The 18,881-nt window shown below is 32.9% G+C and carries 15 protein-coding genes; 6 read left to right on the plus strand and 9 right to left on the minus strand.

The window, feature by feature from the left end:
* Positions 1-28: 28 nt before the first annotated feature.
* Entirely contained in the window at positions 29-226 is a 198-nt protein-coding gene (locus tag QLS71_RS02175) for a hypothetical protein (protein WP_308991172.1), read from the minus strand.
* A 412-nt stretch (positions 227-638) separates the two neighbouring features.
* Here QLS71_RS02175 and QLS71_RS02180 point away from each other — a divergent pair, with 412 nt between their 5' ends.
* On the plus strand, positions 639-3,653 hold the full coding sequence (locus QLS71_RS02180; RefSeq protein ID WP_308991171.1) for a T9SS type A sorting domain-containing protein: 3,015 nt from the start codon (positions 639-641) through the stop codon (positions 3,651-3,653).
* Positions 3,654-3,733: 80 nt separating this feature from the next.
* On the opposite strand, the gene QLS71_RS02185 is transcribed toward QLS71_RS02180, so the two are convergent.
* Together QLS71_RS02185 and QLS71_RS02190 are read right to left on the minus strand one after the other, a co-directional pair.
* Positions 3,734-4,534 (minus strand): TIGR00266 family protein, encoded by an 801-nt coding sequence (locus QLS71_RS02185; protein ID WP_308991170.1) that lies wholly within the window; start codon positions 4,532-4,534, stop codon positions 3,734-3,736.
* Between the two features lie 135 nt (positions 4,535-4,669).
* Positions 4,670-5,125, minus strand: coding sequence for a DUF4442 domain-containing protein (locus tag QLS71_RS02190; RefSeq protein ID WP_308991169.1), 456 nt, complete (start codon positions 5,123-5,125; stop codon positions 4,670-4,672).
* 146 nt (positions 5,126-5,271) lie between these two features.
* On the opposite strand from QLS71_RS02190, the gene QLS71_RS02195 reads away from it, so the two are divergent.
* The 5 genes from QLS71_RS02195 (at position 5,272) to QLS71_RS02215 (ending at position 9,823) form a co-directional block, all read left to right on the plus strand.
* The gene (locus QLS71_RS02195; protein ID WP_308991168.1) at positions 5,272-5,718 is read left to right on the plus strand and encodes a DUF4870 domain-containing protein; all 447 of its coding nucleotides are present in this window, start codon (positions 5,272-5,274) and stop codon (positions 5,716-5,718) included.
* 201 nt (positions 5,719-5,919) lie between these two features.
* Positions 5,920-6,258 carry a PadR family transcriptional regulator gene (locus QLS71_RS02200; RefSeq protein WP_308991167.1) on the plus strand — a complete coding sequence of 113 codons (339 nt, stop codon included), beginning with the start codon at positions 5,920-5,922 and terminating at the stop codon, positions 6,256-6,258.
* 1 nt (position 6,259) lies between these two features.
* On the plus strand, positions 6,260-8,053 hold the full coding sequence (locus QLS71_RS02205) for a PspC domain-containing protein (protein WP_308991166.1): 1,794 nt from the start codon (positions 6,260-6,262) through the stop codon (positions 8,051-8,053).
* 106 nt (positions 8,054-8,159) lie between these two features.
* Positions 8,160-8,888, plus strand: a complete 729-nt coding sequence (locus QLS71_RS02210; protein ID WP_308991165.1) for a head GIN domain-containing protein — start codon at positions 8,160-8,162, stop codon at positions 8,886-8,888.
* Between the two features lie 98 nt (positions 8,889-8,986).
* Positions 8,987-9,823, plus strand: a complete 837-nt coding sequence (locus QLS71_RS02215; RefSeq protein WP_308991164.1) for a DUF2807 domain-containing protein — start codon at positions 8,987-8,989, stop codon at positions 9,821-9,823.
* 25 nt (positions 9,824-9,848) lie between these two features.
* On the opposite strand, the gene QLS71_RS02220 is transcribed toward QLS71_RS02215, so the two are convergent.
* The 6 genes from QLS71_RS02220 to QLS71_RS02245 all read right to left on the minus strand — a co-directional run bounded on the left by QLS71_RS02220 (position 9,849) and on the right by QLS71_RS02245 (position 18,876).
* Positions 9,849-10,436 carry a YceI family protein gene (locus tag QLS71_RS02220; RefSeq protein WP_308991163.1) on the minus strand — a complete coding sequence of 196 codons (588 nt, stop codon included), beginning with the start codon at positions 10,434-10,436 and terminating at the stop codon, positions 9,849-9,851.
* A gap of 109 nt (positions 10,437-10,545) precedes the next feature.
* Positions 10,546-11,814, minus strand: coding sequence for a hypothetical protein (locus tag QLS71_RS02225; RefSeq protein ID WP_308991162.1), 1,269 nt, complete (start codon positions 11,812-11,814; stop codon positions 10,546-10,548).
* A 23-nt stretch (positions 11,815-11,837) separates the two neighbouring features.
* Entirely contained in the window at positions 11,838-12,422 is a 585-nt protein-coding gene (locus tag QLS71_RS02230; protein WP_308991161.1) for a YceI family protein, read from the minus strand.
* 423 nt (positions 12,423-12,845) lie between these two features.
* Positions 12,846-14,741: an alpha-amylase family glycosyl hydrolase gene (locus QLS71_RS02235; RefSeq protein ID WP_308991160.1), complete on the minus strand. Its 1,896-nt coding sequence runs from the start codon at positions 14,739-14,741 to the stop codon at positions 12,846-12,848.
* A gap of 3 nt (positions 14,742-14,744) precedes the next feature.
* Entirely contained in the window at positions 14,745-16,691 is a 1,947-nt protein-coding gene (locus QLS71_RS02240) for a glycoside hydrolase family 13 protein (protein WP_308991159.1), read from the minus strand.
* A gap of 70 nt (positions 16,692-16,761) precedes the next feature.
* Positions 16,762-18,876, minus strand: a complete 2,115-nt coding sequence (locus QLS71_RS02245) for a glycoside hydrolase family 97 protein (protein ID WP_308991158.1) — start codon at positions 18,874-18,876, stop codon at positions 16,762-16,764.
* Positions 18,877-18,881 lie beyond the last annotated feature (5 nt).

An 18,881-nucleotide genomic window follows, 5' to 3' on the forward strand; every position in this document is an offset into this window, starting at 1 on the left:
AAAAGCGACTGGTTAAGTCGCTTTTTTTTTATAGTTTTAAATAAATCAAACATTGATTTAATTCTGGGTTTTGCTGTACAAGAGAAAGAATAAATGATTTAAGCTCTTCCAACTCATGGGGCAGTAATCGTTGACCTGCCTTTTGTACTTCTTTGCAAAACAATGATGCGTCAAAACTCACTTTTTTGAGCACAGTTTTGGTGTAATCAAGCATTGCTCTTGCCATAATTTTGTAAAGGTTTAGATTGATAAAAGGTAGATTTTTAAATAAGCTAATTTATTTTAATTGAATTTTTAAATTTAATAAAAATTCTCTAAGTTTTTCAACTTTTATATAAAATTAACTTTTCAATACCTTCAAAATCCCCTAACTGTATTTAAAATGAATCTATTAAATAATATTTTCAGCATTTTAGTAAGAGCTTTAAGCATTACAGTAACACAGATCTATGAACGGTAAGAGTAATTTTTTAATTTTACACCTCCCTCAAAACATATAGTTCCCTCAAAGTAAATTACGATAATTCAACTTAAAATCTCTTTTAAAAAAATGAATGTTTTTTAAAATGTAACCCCATTTCAAGTTATTTATAAATTAACTTAAAAATATTTCACTAACCTACAAATGTCTCTCACACATGAATATATTCAAACAATTTTTAGCGCTTTTTATACTTACATTTATCAATATAAGTTATTCACAAACAGGTCCTGGTGGTGTAGGTAACTCTACCAACAATGCCCTATGGCTAAAAGGTGACGGTCTCACATGTATAGATGCTGGAGCAACTCAGGCTGCCCACGGAGAACAAATTAGACAATGGAATGATGTGTCTGGAAATAACCGGCATGCAACCCAAACCACAGCTGGAAACAGACCTTATTATGAGGCCAGTACAACCAATGGTATGCCTGGATTAAAATTTACAGGAAATTCATTTATTGATGGACCAGCCTTGGGAATAGGATCAAACAGTAGTTATACCTATTTAATGGTTTTTAAAGATACGCAAACGAACCCAGGCGGAATGAATAATGGAAGTGGTGATTTCATATTAGATAGAACCAGCGCAACAAACGGTTTAGTGTCTTTAAAACCTATAACTGGAAACAAATATGGTTTTCAAAAAAGAAACAATTCTGGAGGAGGTTTAGGTGGGCCTTTAAGTACAACAAGTATTAACACTAATACTAAAATAATTGAATTAAGAAGAAATTACAATGTCAATTATCAATTTTTTTATAATGGCAATCAAGAATCGACATTGTCCGATACTGATGGTGCGACAACGCCTCCAGATCCTAGAATAGGAAGACATGCAACGGATCCTAATAATGGATTAAGAGGTTTTATTAATGAATTTATTATATATGATTTTGCACTTAACACAGCCCAAACCATTATTGTAAATAACTACCTTGCTGCTAAATATGACCTATCCTTATCTGCAAATGATTTATATACCCAAGATAATGCTATAAGAGGAAACTTCGACCATAATGTTGCTGGTATTGGTCGGGCAAGTGATGGCACAAACCATACCGATTCTCGCGGAACTGGTATAGTAAAAATAAGCAATCCAAACGCATTAAGTAATAATGAATTTTTATTTTGGGGAGAAGAAACTAGAAACCCAACTTATAGTTTCTCTACCAATACTAGTAACTACACAGAACAATTAAATTCTAAATGGCGGGTTAATCATATAGGAAATTTGGGAACAGTTACTGTTGAATTTGATATTACCAATGTAAACTTATCAGGAAAACAATCATGTTCTAACTTGCAATTGGTCGTTGATAATGATACAAATTTTTCTTCCCCAACTTCAACGTATAATTTAACAATTTCGGGAAATACAGCCACGGCAACAGGAGTTGTATTTACAAATAATGATTATTTTACATTAAGATATATAGATCAAATCGTTTGGGATGGTACTAATTTTTTTAACGGTTCTAGAGTAAATAATGCACCACACACTACCAACTCCTGCTTAAAATTCACGGTAAAAGCATCAGGTACACTAAGTTTAGATGCCAACATTAGAGAAATTGAAGTTGAAACTGGAGCGACATTAAATATAGCAAATGGCGTTTTACTTAATATAGAGAACCAAGTGGTTATTAATGGAACTTTAGACTTAATAGGCGAAGCTCAACTTATACAAAACCACACTGGCGTTACTTCTAATTCTGGCAGTGGGAATTTAAAAATAAGACAACAAGGTACTTCTAACTTATATAATTATAATTATTGGAGCTCGCCCGTAAATAGAAGTGGTAACTGGCAAATTGGTTATTTAGAAGATGCTAATGGCGTAGTGAATTTTACGAGCGCAGTTGACGCGAAGGCCTCAACAACACCTATTACGCTTAGTAGCAGGTGGCTGTATGGTTTTAATGGCCCTGTTGGAGATTATAATTCCTGGTCGCAATTCTTAAAGACTAGTAATGTAGTTCCTGGTATTGGCTATACCATGAAAGGTTCTGGAACAATAGCTTCAGAACAAGAATATATTTTTAAGGGCACTCCTAATGATGGTGACTACATAATACCCGTAACCTCAAATAAAGAAATTTTAATTGGAAACCCCTACCCTTCTACTTTAGATGCTAACCAGTTTATTAACGATAATTTGTCGGTTATTGATGGGGCAATATATTTTTGGGAATCTTTTTCAACCAACAATAGTCATTACTTAGCGGAATACGAAGGTGGTTACGCAACTTATAACTTAACAATGCCATTGCCAGCTGTTGCCGATGCTTCAGGCTTAACAAGTGGTAATGGTAACACATCAAAACCTGCTCCTACCAGATATGTAAATGTGGGTCAAGGATTTTTCACAACCATAACAAATACAGGCAATGTAAGGTTTAATAATGCTCAACGTGCATTTGCCAAAGAATCATCAAACGAAACTGTATATTTTAAAACCAATACTAAAAATAAACAAGCCATAATTAAAGATGATAGACCAAAAATATGGTTTTCATTTACTGAACCAAAAGGTTACATGAAAATGATCGGGTTAGGTTATGATGAAAAAACTTCTTATGGTTACGATAAAGGCTATGACGCAAAATCAAAAAATGATTTCAAAAATGATTTTTACTGGTTTCTGAATAATCAAAAATTAGTAATTCAAGCATTACCAGAAATAAACATTGAAGACAAGCTTCCTTTAACCGTGAAAATTTCTGATGCTGGCTCATACACATTTTCTATTAACAACATGGAAAACATTCCTGAGGATTTAAATATTTATCTAGTAGATAATATTCAAAACATCTATTATAACTTAAGAAATGAAGATGCTAAATTGTTTTTAAATTCAGAAACAAAAAGCAATCAGTTTTCAATTGCTTTCAAAAATGAAAGTTCATTAAGTACAACTTCTTTTGATTATAAAAACCTTTACACATCATATCATTCTAGTACCAAAACATTAGAATTACATACTCCAGAATCTTTATCAAATTTCAAAAGCCTAAAAATATACAATGTAGTTGGGCAAGAAGTTTTAGAAATCAATTCACCAGAGTCTCATACAATCAATCTATCTCATCTTACCAACGGTGTTTACTTTCTTAAAGTTAATTCTGAAACCGCAGAACAAATTAATAGTATTAAATTTGTTAAATATTAAACTAATACATTTATAATACAAAAAAGCTTGGGTTTATTCGCCCAAGCTTTTTTTATATACATAAGTTAAAAGAGTAACTTTTAAAAACGATTGTCACCATCTAAAATATTACCTAAGCCTCCTAAAATACTGCCTTCGCCTTTATCTTTCCCACCACCTTGAGGTGCAGATGCCAATACGCGTCCTGCCAACCTACTAAAAGGTAAGGATTGTATATATACCGTACCTGGGCCTTGTAATTTGGCAAAAAACAGGCCTTCACCTCCAAAAATGGTATTTTTAATACCACCTATAAATTCAATATCATAATCAATGTCTTGGGTAAAACCGACAATACAACCAGTATCTACACGTAAAGTTTCGCCACGCTGTAATACTTTTTTTGCCATGGTACCACCTGCATGTACAAACGCCATACCATCGCCTTCTAGCTTTTGCATAATAAAACCTTCGCCTCCAAAAAGTCCGCGACCTAATTTTTTCGAAAATTCTATACCTACACTAACGCCTTTAGCGGCACATAAAAAAGCATCTTTTTGGCAAATAAACTTACCTCGAAATTCGGTTAAATCAATAGGTATGATTTTACCTGGATAGGGCGATGCAAACGATACATTTTTCTTTCCTACTACATTATTATAAAAGGCAGTCATAAACAAACTTTCACCCGTTAGAATACGTTTTCCTGCGCCAAGAATAGAACCTAGAAATCCTTGATTTTTTGTAGAGCCATCTCCAAAAATAGTTTCCATTTTAATGCCATCGTCCATCATCATAAAACTTCCTGCTTCGGCTATCACACCTTCTTGCGGATCCAGTTCTATTTCTACATATTGCATTTCTTCTCCGTATATTCTATAATCAATTTCGTGTGCTGTCATTTTTGTTGTTTTTGTTGATTTGTTAAATCGTTGAATTGTTTATTTGTAGGATTGTTTAATGATTTGTTACATTTTTTTGTTAATTGTTTAGTTGTTAAGTTGCAAGTCAACTAAAACGACTTAACAACAAACAACTCAACGCTTAGCCTTTATACTCCATTCAAAAACAAAGGTTGAAACTTCTACCCCTTCTTCATTCACACCCACAGATTTCATACTAACGGTTTGCCCTTCTCCTGTTTCGATAGCTTTTTGAAGTGCTTCATCAATTAATTTACCATCATTACAAGTAAAGGTTATTTTTCCTGTTGCTTTCTTAGTAAAAGTTGCAGAATTGGATGTCACTAACATAGACACGCGTTTTCCAGAATCTTTAATTTTTGTCATCATTAAAGCACCAGTCGAAAACTCTGCAGCCATACCTTGCACTGCCCAAAACATAGATTTAAATGGGTTTTGATTAATCCAACGGTGGGTTACTGTAACTACACATTTACTAGTATCTATATGTTTTGTACGAACACCACAAAGATAGGCTGATGGCAGCTTTAGCATGGTAAAAGTGTTAAGTTTATTAGGAGTTACGTTCATGGGTTATTATTTAATTTTTTACTAAGTTATGAAAATAAACCATACTCCGTAATGTTAAAATTATGTTAATTTTTAGTACTATGCGTAACATAATACCTTTTTAAAGACATATATTTGCATAAGAAACTATTATATGTTTTAAAACCATGATAAATAATCACCAAAAAAACATCGCCACATTTATTCATTTATCAACCTTTAGCAGGTTTATAATCCCTTTTGGAAATTTTATTGGACCTATTATATTATGGGCTGCAAATAAAGATAAATCGGAGTTTATAGATGCACACGGAAAACAAGCCATTAATTTTCAGGCAAGTATTTTACTCTATGCTCTTATTTTAGGAGCTATTACTGTTCCGTTTTTTATTTTTAAAATGTTTAGTGGTTTAGACTTTATAGATTTTCATAGCTTCCACGATTTTCATATTAATATCGGCAAGCCTTCTCCCCTTTTATACATTGGCGGTGGCTTAGGTCTTTTGGCAGTTGTAGGCTTTATTATAGAGCTTGTTTTGATAGTAGTGGCGAGCTTAAAAGCAAGAGATGGCGAATATTATAAGTATCCTTTAACAATCAATTTTTTAAAATAAACGGATGCCACATTATAAAAATGAATAACAAATAGTACCGCGTTAGGGATTGAACGGATTGTTTGAGCTCCCCGACGAAGGAGGGAGCGAGTCGTGAAAGCCCGCCCCTTGTGGTAACGCCAAAAAAAATAAAATTTCGTCAATAACTCATCAAATCAATCAAAAAATGAACAGTTTCACATTATTAAAACGCTTTAGAACATGAAGATAGAAAACACAAAAGCACAAATGCGTAAAGGGGTTTTAGAATTCTGCATACTATCGGTCTTAAAAGACGACGATGCCTATGTTGCAGAAATTTTAGAGACTTTAAAAGATGCAAAACTGCTAGTGGTTGAAGGGACTATTTACCCACTGCTTACCAGATTAAAAAATGCCGGACTTCTTAATTACCGTTGGGAAGAATCTACCTCGGGACCGCCAAGAAAATACTATGGTTTAACCGAAACTGGCAAATTATTTTTAACCGAATTAAACACGACGTGGAGCGAATTACAAAACGCCGTGAACTTAGTAACCATTCAAAAAAAACAACATTAAAATGAATAAAACTGTCAACATAAATTTAGCAGGTACATTCTTCCATATTGATGAAGATGCATACTTAAAACTGCAACGTTACCTTGAGGCTATAAAACGTTCATTTACCGACTCTCAAGGGCGCAATGAAATTATTGCAGATATTGAAGCACGTATTGCTGAACTTTTTAGCGAGCGGGTTCAAAATGACAAACAAGTAATTCGTATTAAAGAAGTAGAAGAAGTTATTTCTATTATGGGGCAACCAGAAGATTATTTGGTTGATGATGAAATATTTGAAGATGAACTTCAACCAGCATATCAAAGAAAATCTTCGGCTTCAAAAAAACTATTTAGAGATACCGATAACTCATATATTGGCGGTGTTGCTTCTGGATTGGGGCACTATTTAGGTATTGATGCCGTTTGGGTGCGTTTACTTTGGGTATTACTTACAGTTGGCTCAGGTGGTACATTTATATTCATTTATATTCTATTTTGGATTTTAGTTCCTGAAGCGATAACCACAGCTGAAAAAATAATGATGACAGGTGATCCTGTAAACATTAGCAACATAGAAAAAAAAATAAAAGACGGATTTGACACAGTTTCTGAAACTGTATCGGGTGTTGCTAAAAATGTAAGTGATTCTGTTTCTGGTGCAGCAAAAAATGTTTCGGACGCAGCAAAGAAAGCGGATTTCCAAAGACAAGGAAACAAAATAAAATCGAGTTCAAAATCATTCTTCGATACCTTAGCTGATATTATTATGTTCTTCTTTAAAATATTCGCAAAGTTTATAGGAATTATTTTTATAATAGTAGGTGCGTTTGCTCTGATAGCGTTAATAATTAGCTGGTTTTCTGTAGGTATTGCCGATATTGTACACATTCCTGGAATGGACTTTGTTAACATAGCTATTGCAGGAAACTCCCCTGTTTGGTTGGCATCTTTACTCCTCTTTTTCGCTATTGGCATTCCCTTCTTTTTCTTGTTCTATTTAGGCTTAAAAATTCTTGTGAACAACCTAAAATCTATTGGTAACATTGCGAAATTTACGCTTTTAGGCCTATGGTTATTTTCAATAATAGGATTAGTCGTTATTGGATTAAGAGAAGCAAGTGAGCATGCTTTTAACGAACGTATTACAGAAAAAAAAGAACTTTTAATTACTGCTAACGATACCTTAGAAATTAAAATGACAGAAAATGATTTACTAAGAAACCGCTATTACAGACATGATTCATTTAAAGTAGCAAATAATGAAAACGGAGAAAAAACCATTTACCGTTCAGATATTAGCATCATTATTAAATCGACAACCGATACTTTAGCCTCTATAAGTATTGAAAAAAGTGCCGATGGCAGAAACTATGATATAGCCATTGATCGCGCCAAAAAAATTAACTACAATTACATTTTAAAAGGACAAGAACTGCGACTAGATTCTTATTTATCAACTCATTCTAAAAATAAATTCAGCGACCAAGAAATAGTAGTAATTCTATATTTACCCGAAGGGGCTGTAGTTAAGTTTAATAACAATACAAAACACTATTTAAATAATAGAATAGCGTCAAACTATATAAATCAATACCTTAATGTAGATGAAGATGGTGTAATATGTAAGGATTGTGACAATGATGAATTTGAAGTAGACATTGATACTCCCAATATTAAAATTAACGAAAACGGGATTGAAATTAAAGGAGAGAAAAGCAGTTTAAAAATCAACGATAGTGGCATTAATGCCGAATCGGAAGAAGTAAAAGTAAAAATTGACGGCGACGGTATTAATATTAAATCCGATAATTAAACAATTCAGTATTAAAAAACAACAGTTCAGATATTTAAGTTACTAATCAATAACAACAAATAAGATATTTGAATAATAAAAATCATCAATAAAAAAACGAACAGTTATGACAACCTTAGTAAAAATTATAGTAGCAACCCTAATTAGTTTCAGTTTATTTTCTTGCAACTTTGATATAAACATGAACTCAGGCGTTAAAGGCAATGGGCATGTTACCACAGAAAACCGTTCTATAAACAAACCATTTACAGCTATCAAAGCTTCAGAAGGTTTGAATGTGTATGTAACACAAAGCGACAACGAAAGTATTAGTGTTGAAGCCGACGACAATTTACAAGATATTATTATAACCGAAGTTGTAGATAATGTCTTAAAAATTCACACCAAAGAAAATATTGGTACATGCACCTCTAAAAAAATTGTTATAAACCTTAAAGAAGTTTCTAGCATTACAGCTACAAGCGGTAGCGATGTAAGATCTACAAACACACTTGTTACCAAACACTTAGATTTAGAAACCACCAGTGGGAGCGATATGAATTTAGACATTAATACCGCATCACTAAATTGTAAATCTACCAGTGGTAGCGATTTAAAATTATCTGGCAAAACCATAAAGCTTATCGCAGAAGCTACCAGTGGCAGCAATATAAAAGCAGCTAATCTAATTGCAGAATCTAGCCATGTAAAAGCTACAAGTGGTGCCGATATTACGATAAATACTTCCAAAGAATTAACAGCAAAAGCAAGCAGTGGCGGAGATATTAAATATTTAGGAAACCCAAAAGTTGTAAATAAAAGCGATAGTGCTTCGGGTAGTATAAAGAAACAATAAGCCTATAATACCAACCAATTTTGAAACCATCTCATACTTAAATTTAAGTTTGGGGTGGTTTTTGTTTATATTTGTTTACAACACAATACCTTGTACCTATGCATAAGCAAATCATTACTATACTACTATCTTTAGTGTTATGCCTTACTTCTGTAGCACAAACAATAGAAAAAGTAAAAGGAAACAAAAACGTTACTATTATACAAACCGAAATAAATCCGTTTCACACCATTATAGTTGATGAAGATTTTGACATTGAAATAATTTACAACAATGTTCCTTCCATAACTATTGAAACCGATGAAAACTTACATGAATTTATAAAGTTTGATGTGATAAATGGTGTTTTATCGTTTGATAAAACGACCAGAATAACCTCAAAAAAACGCTTGAACATTACCGTTAATTACGATGATAGTTTAAACAATATTAAAATAACTGAAAAAGGCGAAATACTATCATTAACCACTATGAATTTAGTTAATGCTATACTCATAACCGAAGGCTCAGCAAGAGCAGGCTTAACCATAAAAACAAATAATTTTGAATTTCAAAGTAATGGTAAAGCAAAAGTAAAACTAAATTTAACTTGTGAAAACGCGAAACTCTCATTAATAGATACTAGTAAATTAGATGCTTTAATTTATTCACCAATTACACATATCGACTTGTACCAACGTGCCGATGCAACCATTGAAGGAGAAACTCATGAATTGAAATTAAGAACCGATAATTACTCACAATTTAACGGTAAAAATTTCACCGCCAAAACCTGCAATACTTTAAACGAAATATCGAGTGATGCTTATTTAGAAGTTTTAGATACTATAACCATTGATGCTTCGGGCAATAGTAGTGTTTACTTATATGGCGACCCTGAAATTATTGTAAATAAATTAAGTGGTACTTCTAAACTTCAAAAGAAAGAAAAATAAAAAAGAATAAAACTTGATTAATAGCCTATTTTTCTCTTATTAATAATTGAAAATCTATTTTGATAATATCATTTATAGAAATAAGACCAAATAGCTTTTTAGGGGTTTCTAGGTTATAATCGGATAATCGGATAACTAAATCTCCGGAAATAAATAGGTCGTTACTTTTTTTAACTTTTACAGGAATTTTATAGTCTTGTGTTACACCTGCAATTTCTATATTTATGGATGCTTGAACATCCCGCATGTTTTCAGTTTGATTTATTTCTTTTAAAAACAACGTTATTTGAGGATACTTATCTGATTTTAAAATCTTTTGAAAATCATTATTAATCGCTCTTCCTCCACAGTCAAAACAATCATTTTCTAAAACTAAAGCTGTTTTGTTAAAAACAATTTTACCATTTTCAACATGATAAAATACTTGAATAGGATTTTTAAATTTATTAATATTAAACACACACGAAAAATCACTCACATTGGTTGTTCCTTTAACTTTTAAAGAACTCTGTGGTGTTATAATAACCGACGTGCTTTTAATAATAGAATCTCTAGTTGTAAAAGCGATTGTGGTTAGTATCGAAATTAAAAACAGAACCTTCTTGATTATCATGATATTAAAACTAAATTTTAAAATTTTATTATAAAAAACAAGTCTCAAAATACATGTCAATTTTAAAATCTTGACTTTGTACTATTGAGACTTGTTCACTTTTAATTATTTAGAAACTAATAGCTGCTTCTAGCATAAGCCCATTAAATTTCCCGTCTTCTAACAAATCTCCAGTAGGGTAATCGTTATATTTTTGATTTACATATTCAGCTTTTAGTAAGATATTTTTAGTCATAAACCAACCAGCACCTAATTGGAATCTATCAACACTTATATCATCTCCACTTGCTAATTCAGCACTTACGGTATTGTATCGTCCACCTATGTACACTTTTTCAGCATCACCAAATCTATATATAATTTCACCTGCATATTGCGTTGCTTTTCTTCTATCCGTTTCAGTTAATGCTCTTCCTGATGTTAACTCTACAGTTCCAAAAACTTCAAGTCCGTCATACTTTAAGAAAGGATTAATCATTACAGCAGTAATTTTATTTTTAAAACCTGGGTCAAAACGTCCTGATCTAAAATTGTCGCTAGTAGCAGTTGCAGATTGCATGATGTTATAATATCTTGAACCGGCTCTATCAGCTGTATATAAATAAACGCTTTGTGCGTAGCCTGTATTATATAAAGACCCTGTTAATCGAAATCTAAAATCGTCGTTAATTTGTTTATCATAACCTAATTTAGCTAAAAAAGCAGCACCTCCAGTGGTTCCGTCAACTTCCTTAACATTTTGGTTTAATTTTCCATTTGAAAAACCTACCATTCCTAAAAGGCCACTATCACATTGGTAATACAATTCAGCTCCAACTTCAGTTGTAAATGAATCCATTATTAAGTTCCCAACAAACGGATTGAAAATTGTTTGCGCATTATCACTTCTTCTAAAGTGTGCATCACCATAATTATTTTCCATATGTCCAATTTTAATGGTAGCATGGTTCATGATGTCTTCTAAAAATCCTTCACTAATAAAATTTAATTTATCAATTTGAAAATACCCCCCTTTAACATATGGTTCTGGGTGGTGTCTAGAAGATAGATAGGTTCTTAAATGCATTCTTACACCATCATAAAGTGCCACATCTAAATCTAAATTGGCTGTCGCTAAGTTGAAATTACTTCCTACATCTCCTAAAGGAGCAACCCCTGAATTTTCATTATCTAAAGCTTGAAACTGTAATGTAGATGCCCCACCTATTCGTACTTTTACACCATCAAATGTTGATACCGAATCTTTTGGAGCTTCAAAGATACCCGTTCCATCTTGGTCTTGTGGTTTATAATTATCCAAACTTCTATTTTGGGCATACACGCTGAATCCTATTAATATGACTCCTAATACAACTGATTTTTTTAAAATTGTTTTCATAATTTTTATTTTTTATTGCTTGGTTATTTGAATATGGTTGAAAATTTAATTGTAATGTCGTCGCCTGTGGTAATGGTTCCTAATAAAGCCTTTGGTGGATCGACCTTGAAATCGGTCATCTTAATTTTCTTTTCTCCAGTAAGCGTTATTTTATTACCTACTACACTCACAGAAAAGTCTAAAGGAATACGCTTTTTAACACCCGAAATGGTTAAGTCTCCTTCTGCTTTAATTGTAAACTTCCCATTTCCTTTGTTTACAGTTTCCTTAACCGCAATTAATTGAAAAGAAATGGTTTTATAAGAACTGGAGTTTAAAGCTTTATAAGTGTTTTTATCCATAGAAGATTTGCCACTTTTTAAGCTTTCTACAACTACATCAATAGTGCATGTTGTAATCTCACCTGCTTCAAGGTTTTTAAAAATTATTTTTCCGCTTTGTTGTTCGGCGCTAATGTGCCAATCGTGTAAACTTGAAGTTCCAAAAACGGTTAATGAAGATTCTTTGTTTATTAAATTGAATTGTTGTGCTTGAATTAAATTAAATGTTAAAAGAAAAAGAGCCATCAAACTTAAGCCTCTTTTGTACGTTTTTTTATTTGGGTTCATAATATCTATTGTTTTTATTATGATGCAAAGTTCATTGTAAACCCAATATTAAAATATGATTTTTGTCATATTGAAAATTATTAATCGTAACCCATTCCTCTAATACCAAGTGTAAGTAATAACTTTGTACCTGCTTCGAATGGTTTTTGTCATGTAGCAGCGAAAGGGGTACTATCATCATATGAACTTAAATAATTTAAAATACCATAACCTTTTAAATCTGAATTTATAAGCTTTTAAAAGCATGGTCAAAACAATTCACTTGTTTGTCTTCAAAATCGAATGCTTTTTTTTTACGGAAATGCCATAATTATACACTTCGACTATTGAATAAAATTCTATTTTCTTGTTCTTTTGAAAACACCTCTTCTTTTCCTTTACAATTGAAAAAAAACAAGTGTTATAAAAAGCAAAAAGTGTGTATCATATTTTCTGAATTTTTAAAATGACAGATTCTAAAGCTTTTAAGCTAATAGCAATAGTGCCTTCACCATTTTTAATGACAAATTGAGACGAAAACGTATCATATAATTCATCCTTCACTAAATAACTACCCGTTTTTAATTGCCAGCTTGTAACAATATCTTGAGGTATTTTTAATTGGAATTTTTGATTAGTATCGGCATCAAAATTAGATACAACAATTAACTTTTCATCGGCACTCCAACGTACAAACGATAGTATTTTATCATTATAATTTTTAGTGTTTTTTCGATTGAACAGGTGAATGTCTTGGTAGTTTCCTGCTAATGCTGAACTGTTAATGGTGACATTCAATAAACGTTTATAAAAATCGCGTAATGCTTTTTCGTTCTCAGTAGATTGTCCACCGTCAAACTGTTTATCATTAACCCAACGTTGTAAGTGAGGCACTCCAATATAATCGAAAATGGAAGTTCTGGAAGGTTTGCCAAATCCCGCATCTTCTTCTGCAGACTCGCCTAATTCTTGTCCAAAATATAGCATAGTCGGCGAAGTACTTATGGTCGCCGAAACAACCATCGCTGGTTTTCCTTTTTCTGCACTTCCTGCAAATTCTATACTAGCAATTCGCTGCTCATCGTGGTTTTCTAAAAAGTGCAGCATGTGGTGTTCAATATCTTTCAAACCCTCTTGTATGGGCGGTATATTATCGGTTTTTCCATACCCTTGCATCACATGTTTTAGGGTATCATATAATTGAACTTTATCGTATAGATAATCTATTTTTCCTTTTTTAATATAATCTCTATACAGATTTGGATTATACACTTCAGCCATTAAAAAAGCATCTGGGTTTTTCATTTTAATGTTAGAGTTCATATAACTCCAAAACTCAACCGGCACCATTTCTGCCATGTCATAACGGAAACCATCAACACCAAAAGCGATCCAATAGAGTGCAATATCTTTAAATTTTTTCCAAGAGTTTGGCACTGTTTTATCGTTCCAGAACTCAGCATGTTTTTTATAATTTTCATTTTCAAAACCTGCAGGTAGTTCCTCAAAATCTTTTTTACCATCTGGAGAAATACCATAATTAATTTTAACGGTTTCATACCAATCGTTTGCATGGGGTTGCGATAATTGAGATCCATTTCCTGTCCATTTTGCTGGGTTTTCATCAAATTCATGATCCTCTAATAGATGATTTTCTTTGCCTAAAGGCGAATAATCTGGTTCCCAAACTGGGACTTTAAAAGTTTCTTTGGGATTGTAATAAAAGTTATTATTCACATCATAAACTTTCGATTTATCATCTGAAGCACCAAAATCTTCCACCCCTTTAGGGTTAGTTAAACTTTGATAATTTCGTGCTACATGATTAGGTACAATATCAATAATCACTTGTAATCCTGCTAAATGAGTTCTATCTACTAAAGCTTTAAACTCTTGCAATCTATTTTCAATATTTACAGCCAAATCAGGATTTACATTGTAATAATCTTTTACAGCATAAGGTGAACCTGCGCGTCCTTTTACCACATCGGGGTCGTCGTTAGAAATTCCGTATTTAGTATAATCTGTAATCACATTGTGATGCGGCACACCTGTGTACCAAACATGCGTAACGCCCAAATCTTTAATTTCTTTTAGTGCTTTATCTGTAAAATCGTTAAACTTGCCCACACCATTTTCTTCAAGAGTGCCCCAAGGTTTATTATTAGAGTTAGTATTACCAAATAAACGTGTAAACACCTGATAAACAACTTGTTTTTTTTGCTTATTTGAAACAGATACTTCTGGAAGTATATTTGCTTTTTTTTCTTTACAACCGTTAAGTGATACTAAAAATAAGATAAAAATAAGGCGATGAATGTAGGCTAAAAATCGTTTCATTAATTAGAATTTAGTTGTTAAAATGGTGATTCCTTTTGAATTTAATACCATTTCACCTTTCCAAACAAAAGTTTCATTAGTTATAATATTTTTTAAGTTTTTTCCTTTCAACCCAATTTCATCATAACGTTTTAAATCGATTGTTATCGGACTGTCGTTTTTGTTTATTATAACAGCAACTGTTTCTCCTTCAATAATTCTAAACAGTAAGTAAGTACCCATAAATGGCGCAAAGTGGATGGTTTTTCCGCTGTGAATGGCTTTGCTATTTTTACGATAATTCAATAACTGTTTAACAAAACCTTGCATATCCTTTTGCTCATCATTTAAGCTTTTACCAGTAAATGCATTTACAGTATCTCCTTCCCAACCACCAGGAAAATCGGTACGAATCAATCCATGATCACCTGGGTTAACCGAATCGTTCATTAAAATTTCGGTCCCGTAATATATTTGAGGAATTCGAGGTAATGCTAACATATAACCCAAGGTTATTTTTGTATTCACCACATCTTCCTTCAATTGGGTAAAAATACGACTCATATCGTGGTTGTCGGGGAAAATCATAATATCTTTAGGTGAAGCGTAGTGAAAATCGTTCGCCAACCCTTCATACATTTTAATCAAACCGGTGTCCCAACTTTCGTATTCATTCAATCCATTTACTATTTGACCTTGCATAGCAAAATCCATAGGTGATTTTAAATTAGATTTATATCCATCTCTATTGTTAGCTCCATTTTGCCAATACCCAATAATTAAAGGGTTATAACTCCATTCTTCGCCAACAATACTAAAATTAGGATACTGCTCCATAATAGCTCCCGCCCACTGACTCATAAACTCTTTATCGGAATATGGATACGTATCTTGACGAATACCACTCAAACCAGCCGTTTCAATCCACCAAATACTATTTTGGATTAGGTATTTTGCCATAAAGGGATTGCGTTGATTTAAATCTGGCATTCCAGACACAAACCAACCATTGCTCATTTCTTCTTTATCTTTTTTAGACGAATAAATATCTTGGTTACTGGTACGTCTGTGATTGGTTGTAATGGTTGCTTGATTGTTCCATGAATCTTTATTTTCTTCGTAGTTTTCTTGGTAATTCACCCAATTTTTAAAGGGTAAATCCTTCATCCACCAATGTTCTAATCCGCAATGGTTAGCCACTTGATCCATAATAAGCTTTATCCCTTTGTCTTTGGTTTGATGTGCTAACTCCAGATAGTCTCCTAAAGTTCCAAAACGAGAATCAATTTCATAAAAATCCGTCATAGCATACCCATGATATGAACCACTTGGCATATTGTTGGTCAACAACGGGCACGGCCAAATGGCCGTAAAACCCATACTTTCGATATAATCCAAATGATTAATCATCCCGCGAATATCTCCACCATGTCGCGCGTAGTTATTGGTTCTATCAATCGTTTTTTCAAGTAAATTTTGGTTAATGTCGTTTGAAGAATCGCCATTAGAAAATCGATCTGGTGTGATGAGATAAATTACATCGGAGCTATCAAAACCGATATAGTCTTCTGCAGGTTTCTTCCTTGATTTCAATTCATAAGTTTGTATTTTTTTAACACCGTTTTCAAATTTAAAAACAATATTTAATTTTCCTGCTTTGGCCGTTTTATCAATATATAAATCTATAAACAAGTAGTTTTCACTATCGGTCTTATGTACTTTTTTAATTGACACTCCTGCATAATCTATTTCGGGGAAAGCATTAATAATGTTTGGATGCTTTACCAATAACTGCAATTCACTGTTTTTAAATCCTACCCACCAATTTGAGGGCTCAATTCGTTCAATATCGTTGTGTTCCTCTACTACACTATTTATATGAGCTGTAATAGTGTTTTCTGTTTTTATATAGGTTAACGGCATATTTAAAACCGTTAACCAAATAATAAATATACTACTTACTTTAACCATTTTTTATTCATTTTGAATGAAACTTAACAAATACATGCAACTTTTAATAAAACCTCTAAAAAAACATATCTTACTTAATTTCGACTATACTTATAGCAAATCCACCACCAGGAACAGATATTTGCGATAATTTAGATTTGCTTGTTACCTTTTTTGTTTTAATAATATAAGCTTGTGGGTTGGTTTTATAGTGCGCATCTTTAGCATCAGCATACATAGTAGCCATATACGTTTTTCCTTTTTCTAAGAAATCGAATGTTATCTTGGATGTTCTAGTTTCATTACCGTTAACATTACCAACAAACCAATTGCTAGCCCCTTTTTCTTTACGCGCTACGGTAAGATAATCACCTGGTTCTGCTTCTAAATAAATGCTGTTATCCCAGTCTATAGCAACATCTTTTATAAACTGAAAGGCATCCATAAATTGTTCGTAATGCTCGGGTAAATCGGCCGCCATTTGTAACGGACTGTACATGGTAACATACAATGCCAATTGGTTGGCAATCGTGCTATTTACATGTGAATTATTATTAGGACTGAAGTTACTAATATCCATTTCAAAAATTCCTGGTGTATAATCCATCGGACCACCTATTAAACGTGTAAAAGGCAATACGGTAACATGATTAGGCTTAGAGCCTCCAAAAGCTTGAAATTCGGTTCCTCTAGCAGATTCGTTTCCTATTAAATTGGGATAGGTTCTACTAATTCCTGTAGGTCTTATAGCTTCATGCGCATTCACCATAATTTTATAATCGGCCGCTTTTTCAACAGCATATTGGTAATGATTTACAATCCACTGGCTATAGTGATGTTCTCCTCTTGGTAAAATATTACCAACATAACCACTCTTAACAGCATCATATCCATGATCGTTCATAAATTGGTACGCTTTGTCCATATGGCGTTCATAATTACGAACCGAGCCGGAAGTTTCGTGATGCATAATCATTTTAACACCTTTAGATTGTGCATAGGTATGAATCGCTTCCACATCAAAATCTGGATACGGCGTTACAAAGTCGAACACGTAGTCTTTAGATTTTCCAAACCAATCTTCCCAACCTTCATTCCAACCTTCAACCAAAACGGCATCAAAGCCATGTTTTGAAGCAAAATCTATATACTCCTTAACATGTGTTGTGTTGGCAGCATGCTTTCCGTTTGGTACTACTTTAGAAAAATCAGTAATACCCAATTTTACTGCTGGCAACTCATCTGTATAAGCCCAAGAGCTTTTTCCTGTAATCATTTCCCACCAAACACCTATATATTTTATGGGCTTAATCCACGATGTATCTTCAATGGTACACGGATCGTTTAAGTTTAATGTCATTTTTGACGCCAAAATTTCTCTGGCATCGTCACTTACGATAATGGTTCTCCATGGAGAATTAGAAGGCGCTTGTATATAGCCTTTATCACCATTAGCATCTGGCGTTAACCAAGATTCAAAAACCATATTTTCATCATCTAAATTAAGATGCATACATGCGTAATTAATAAGTGCGGCTTCATGTAAATTAATATATAAACCTTCACTTGTTTTCATCATTAAAGCTGTTTGAACACCTGTTTTAGAAAACTGCTCTTGTGAAGCATTATCTGTTACTGCTTCATCAAATTCCCCACTAATCTCAGACAATTTAGATTTTGTATAATCGTATTCTTGAGAATCATAATCCCCTGGGATCCAAAAAGCAGTATGATTACCCGTCATGGCAAACTGTGTTTTTTCTTCCTTTATAACAAAATACACTAAGTTTTTTTGAGTGGGAAACTCATATCGAAATCCTAAACCTTCATTAAACATTCTAAAACGAATCACAACTATACGGTCTGTTTCGTTTTGAGTTAAAGTAACCGCTAATTCATTATAATAATTACGAATGGTTTTTACCTCACCCCAAACAGGTTGCCAAGTTTCATCAAAGGTTACTGTTTCTGTATTTGAAACTATAAAATCGTTCAACAACGATTTTTTATCGTTTTTTAATTCCAACCCTAAACGGCTTTGCTTAATAACTACTTTATTTTTATAGGAGAGTTTATAGGTTGGTGTCCCATCGCTTTCCAGTAAAAATTGCATAGCTAAAAGACCATTAGGCGATTTTAATTCTTGAGCATTAAATGGATTGCTTACCAAAAGCAAAACGGCTATAGTTAACATGAATGATTTCATCTGTT

Origin of the sequence: Mariniflexile litorale (assembly GCF_031128465.2) — a bacterium.
GTDB lineage: Bacteria > Bacteroidota > Bacteroidia > Flavobacteriales > Flavobacteriaceae > Mariniflexile > Mariniflexile litorale.

Coding starts and splice junctions, on each gene's coding strand:
- QLS71_RS02195 (WP_308991168.1), top strand. CDS start 5,272: ATGATAAATAATCACCAAAAAAACATCGCCACATTTATTCATTTATCA.
- QLS71_RS02185 (WP_308991170.1), bottom strand. CDS start 4,534: ATGACAGCACACGAAATTGATTATAGAATATACGGAGAAGAAATGCAA.
- QLS71_RS02245 (WP_308991158.1), bottom strand. CDS start 18,876: ATGAAATCATTCATGTTAACTATAGCCGTTTTGCTTTTGGTAAGCAAT.
- QLS71_RS02215 (WP_308991164.1), top strand. CDS start 8,987: ATGCATAAGCAAATCATTACTATACTACTATCTTTAGTGTTATGCCTT.
- QLS71_RS02200 (WP_308991167.1), top strand. CDS start 5,920: ATGAAGATAGAAAACACAAAAGCACAAATGCGTAAAGGGGTTTTAGAA.
- QLS71_RS02230 (WP_308991161.1), bottom strand. CDS start 12,422: ATGAACCCAAATAAAAAAACGTACAAAAGAGGCTTAAGTTTGATGGCT.
- QLS71_RS02190 (WP_308991169.1), bottom strand. CDS start 5,125: ATGAACGTAACTCCTAATAAACTTAACACTTTTACCATGCTAAAGCTG.
- QLS71_RS02205 (WP_308991166.1), top strand. CDS start 6,260: ATGAATAAAACTGTCAACATAAATTTAGCAGGTACATTCTTCCATATT.
- QLS71_RS02210 (WP_308991165.1), top strand. CDS start 8,160: ATGACAACCTTAGTAAAAATTATAGTAGCAACCCTAATTAGTTTCAGT.
- QLS71_RS02235 (WP_308991160.1), bottom strand. CDS start 14,741: ATGAAACGATTTTTAGCCTACATTCATCGCCTTATTTTTATCTTATTT.
- QLS71_RS02175 (WP_308991172.1), bottom strand. CDS start 226: ATGGCAAGAGCAATGCTTGATTACACCAAAACTGTGCTCAAAAAAGTG.
- QLS71_RS02220 (WP_308991163.1), bottom strand. CDS start 10,436: ATGATAATCAAGAAGGTTCTGTTTTTAATTTCGATACTAACCACAATC.
- QLS71_RS02240 (WP_308991159.1), bottom strand. CDS start 16,691: ATGGTTAAAGTAAGTAGTATATTTATTATTTGGTTAACGGTTTTAAAT.
- QLS71_RS02225 (WP_308991162.1), bottom strand. CDS start 11,814: ATGAAAACAATTTTAAAAAAATCAGTTGTATTAGGAGTCATATTAATA.
- QLS71_RS02180 (WP_308991171.1), top strand. CDS start 639: ATGAATATATTCAAACAATTTTTAGCGCTTTTTATACTTACATTTATC.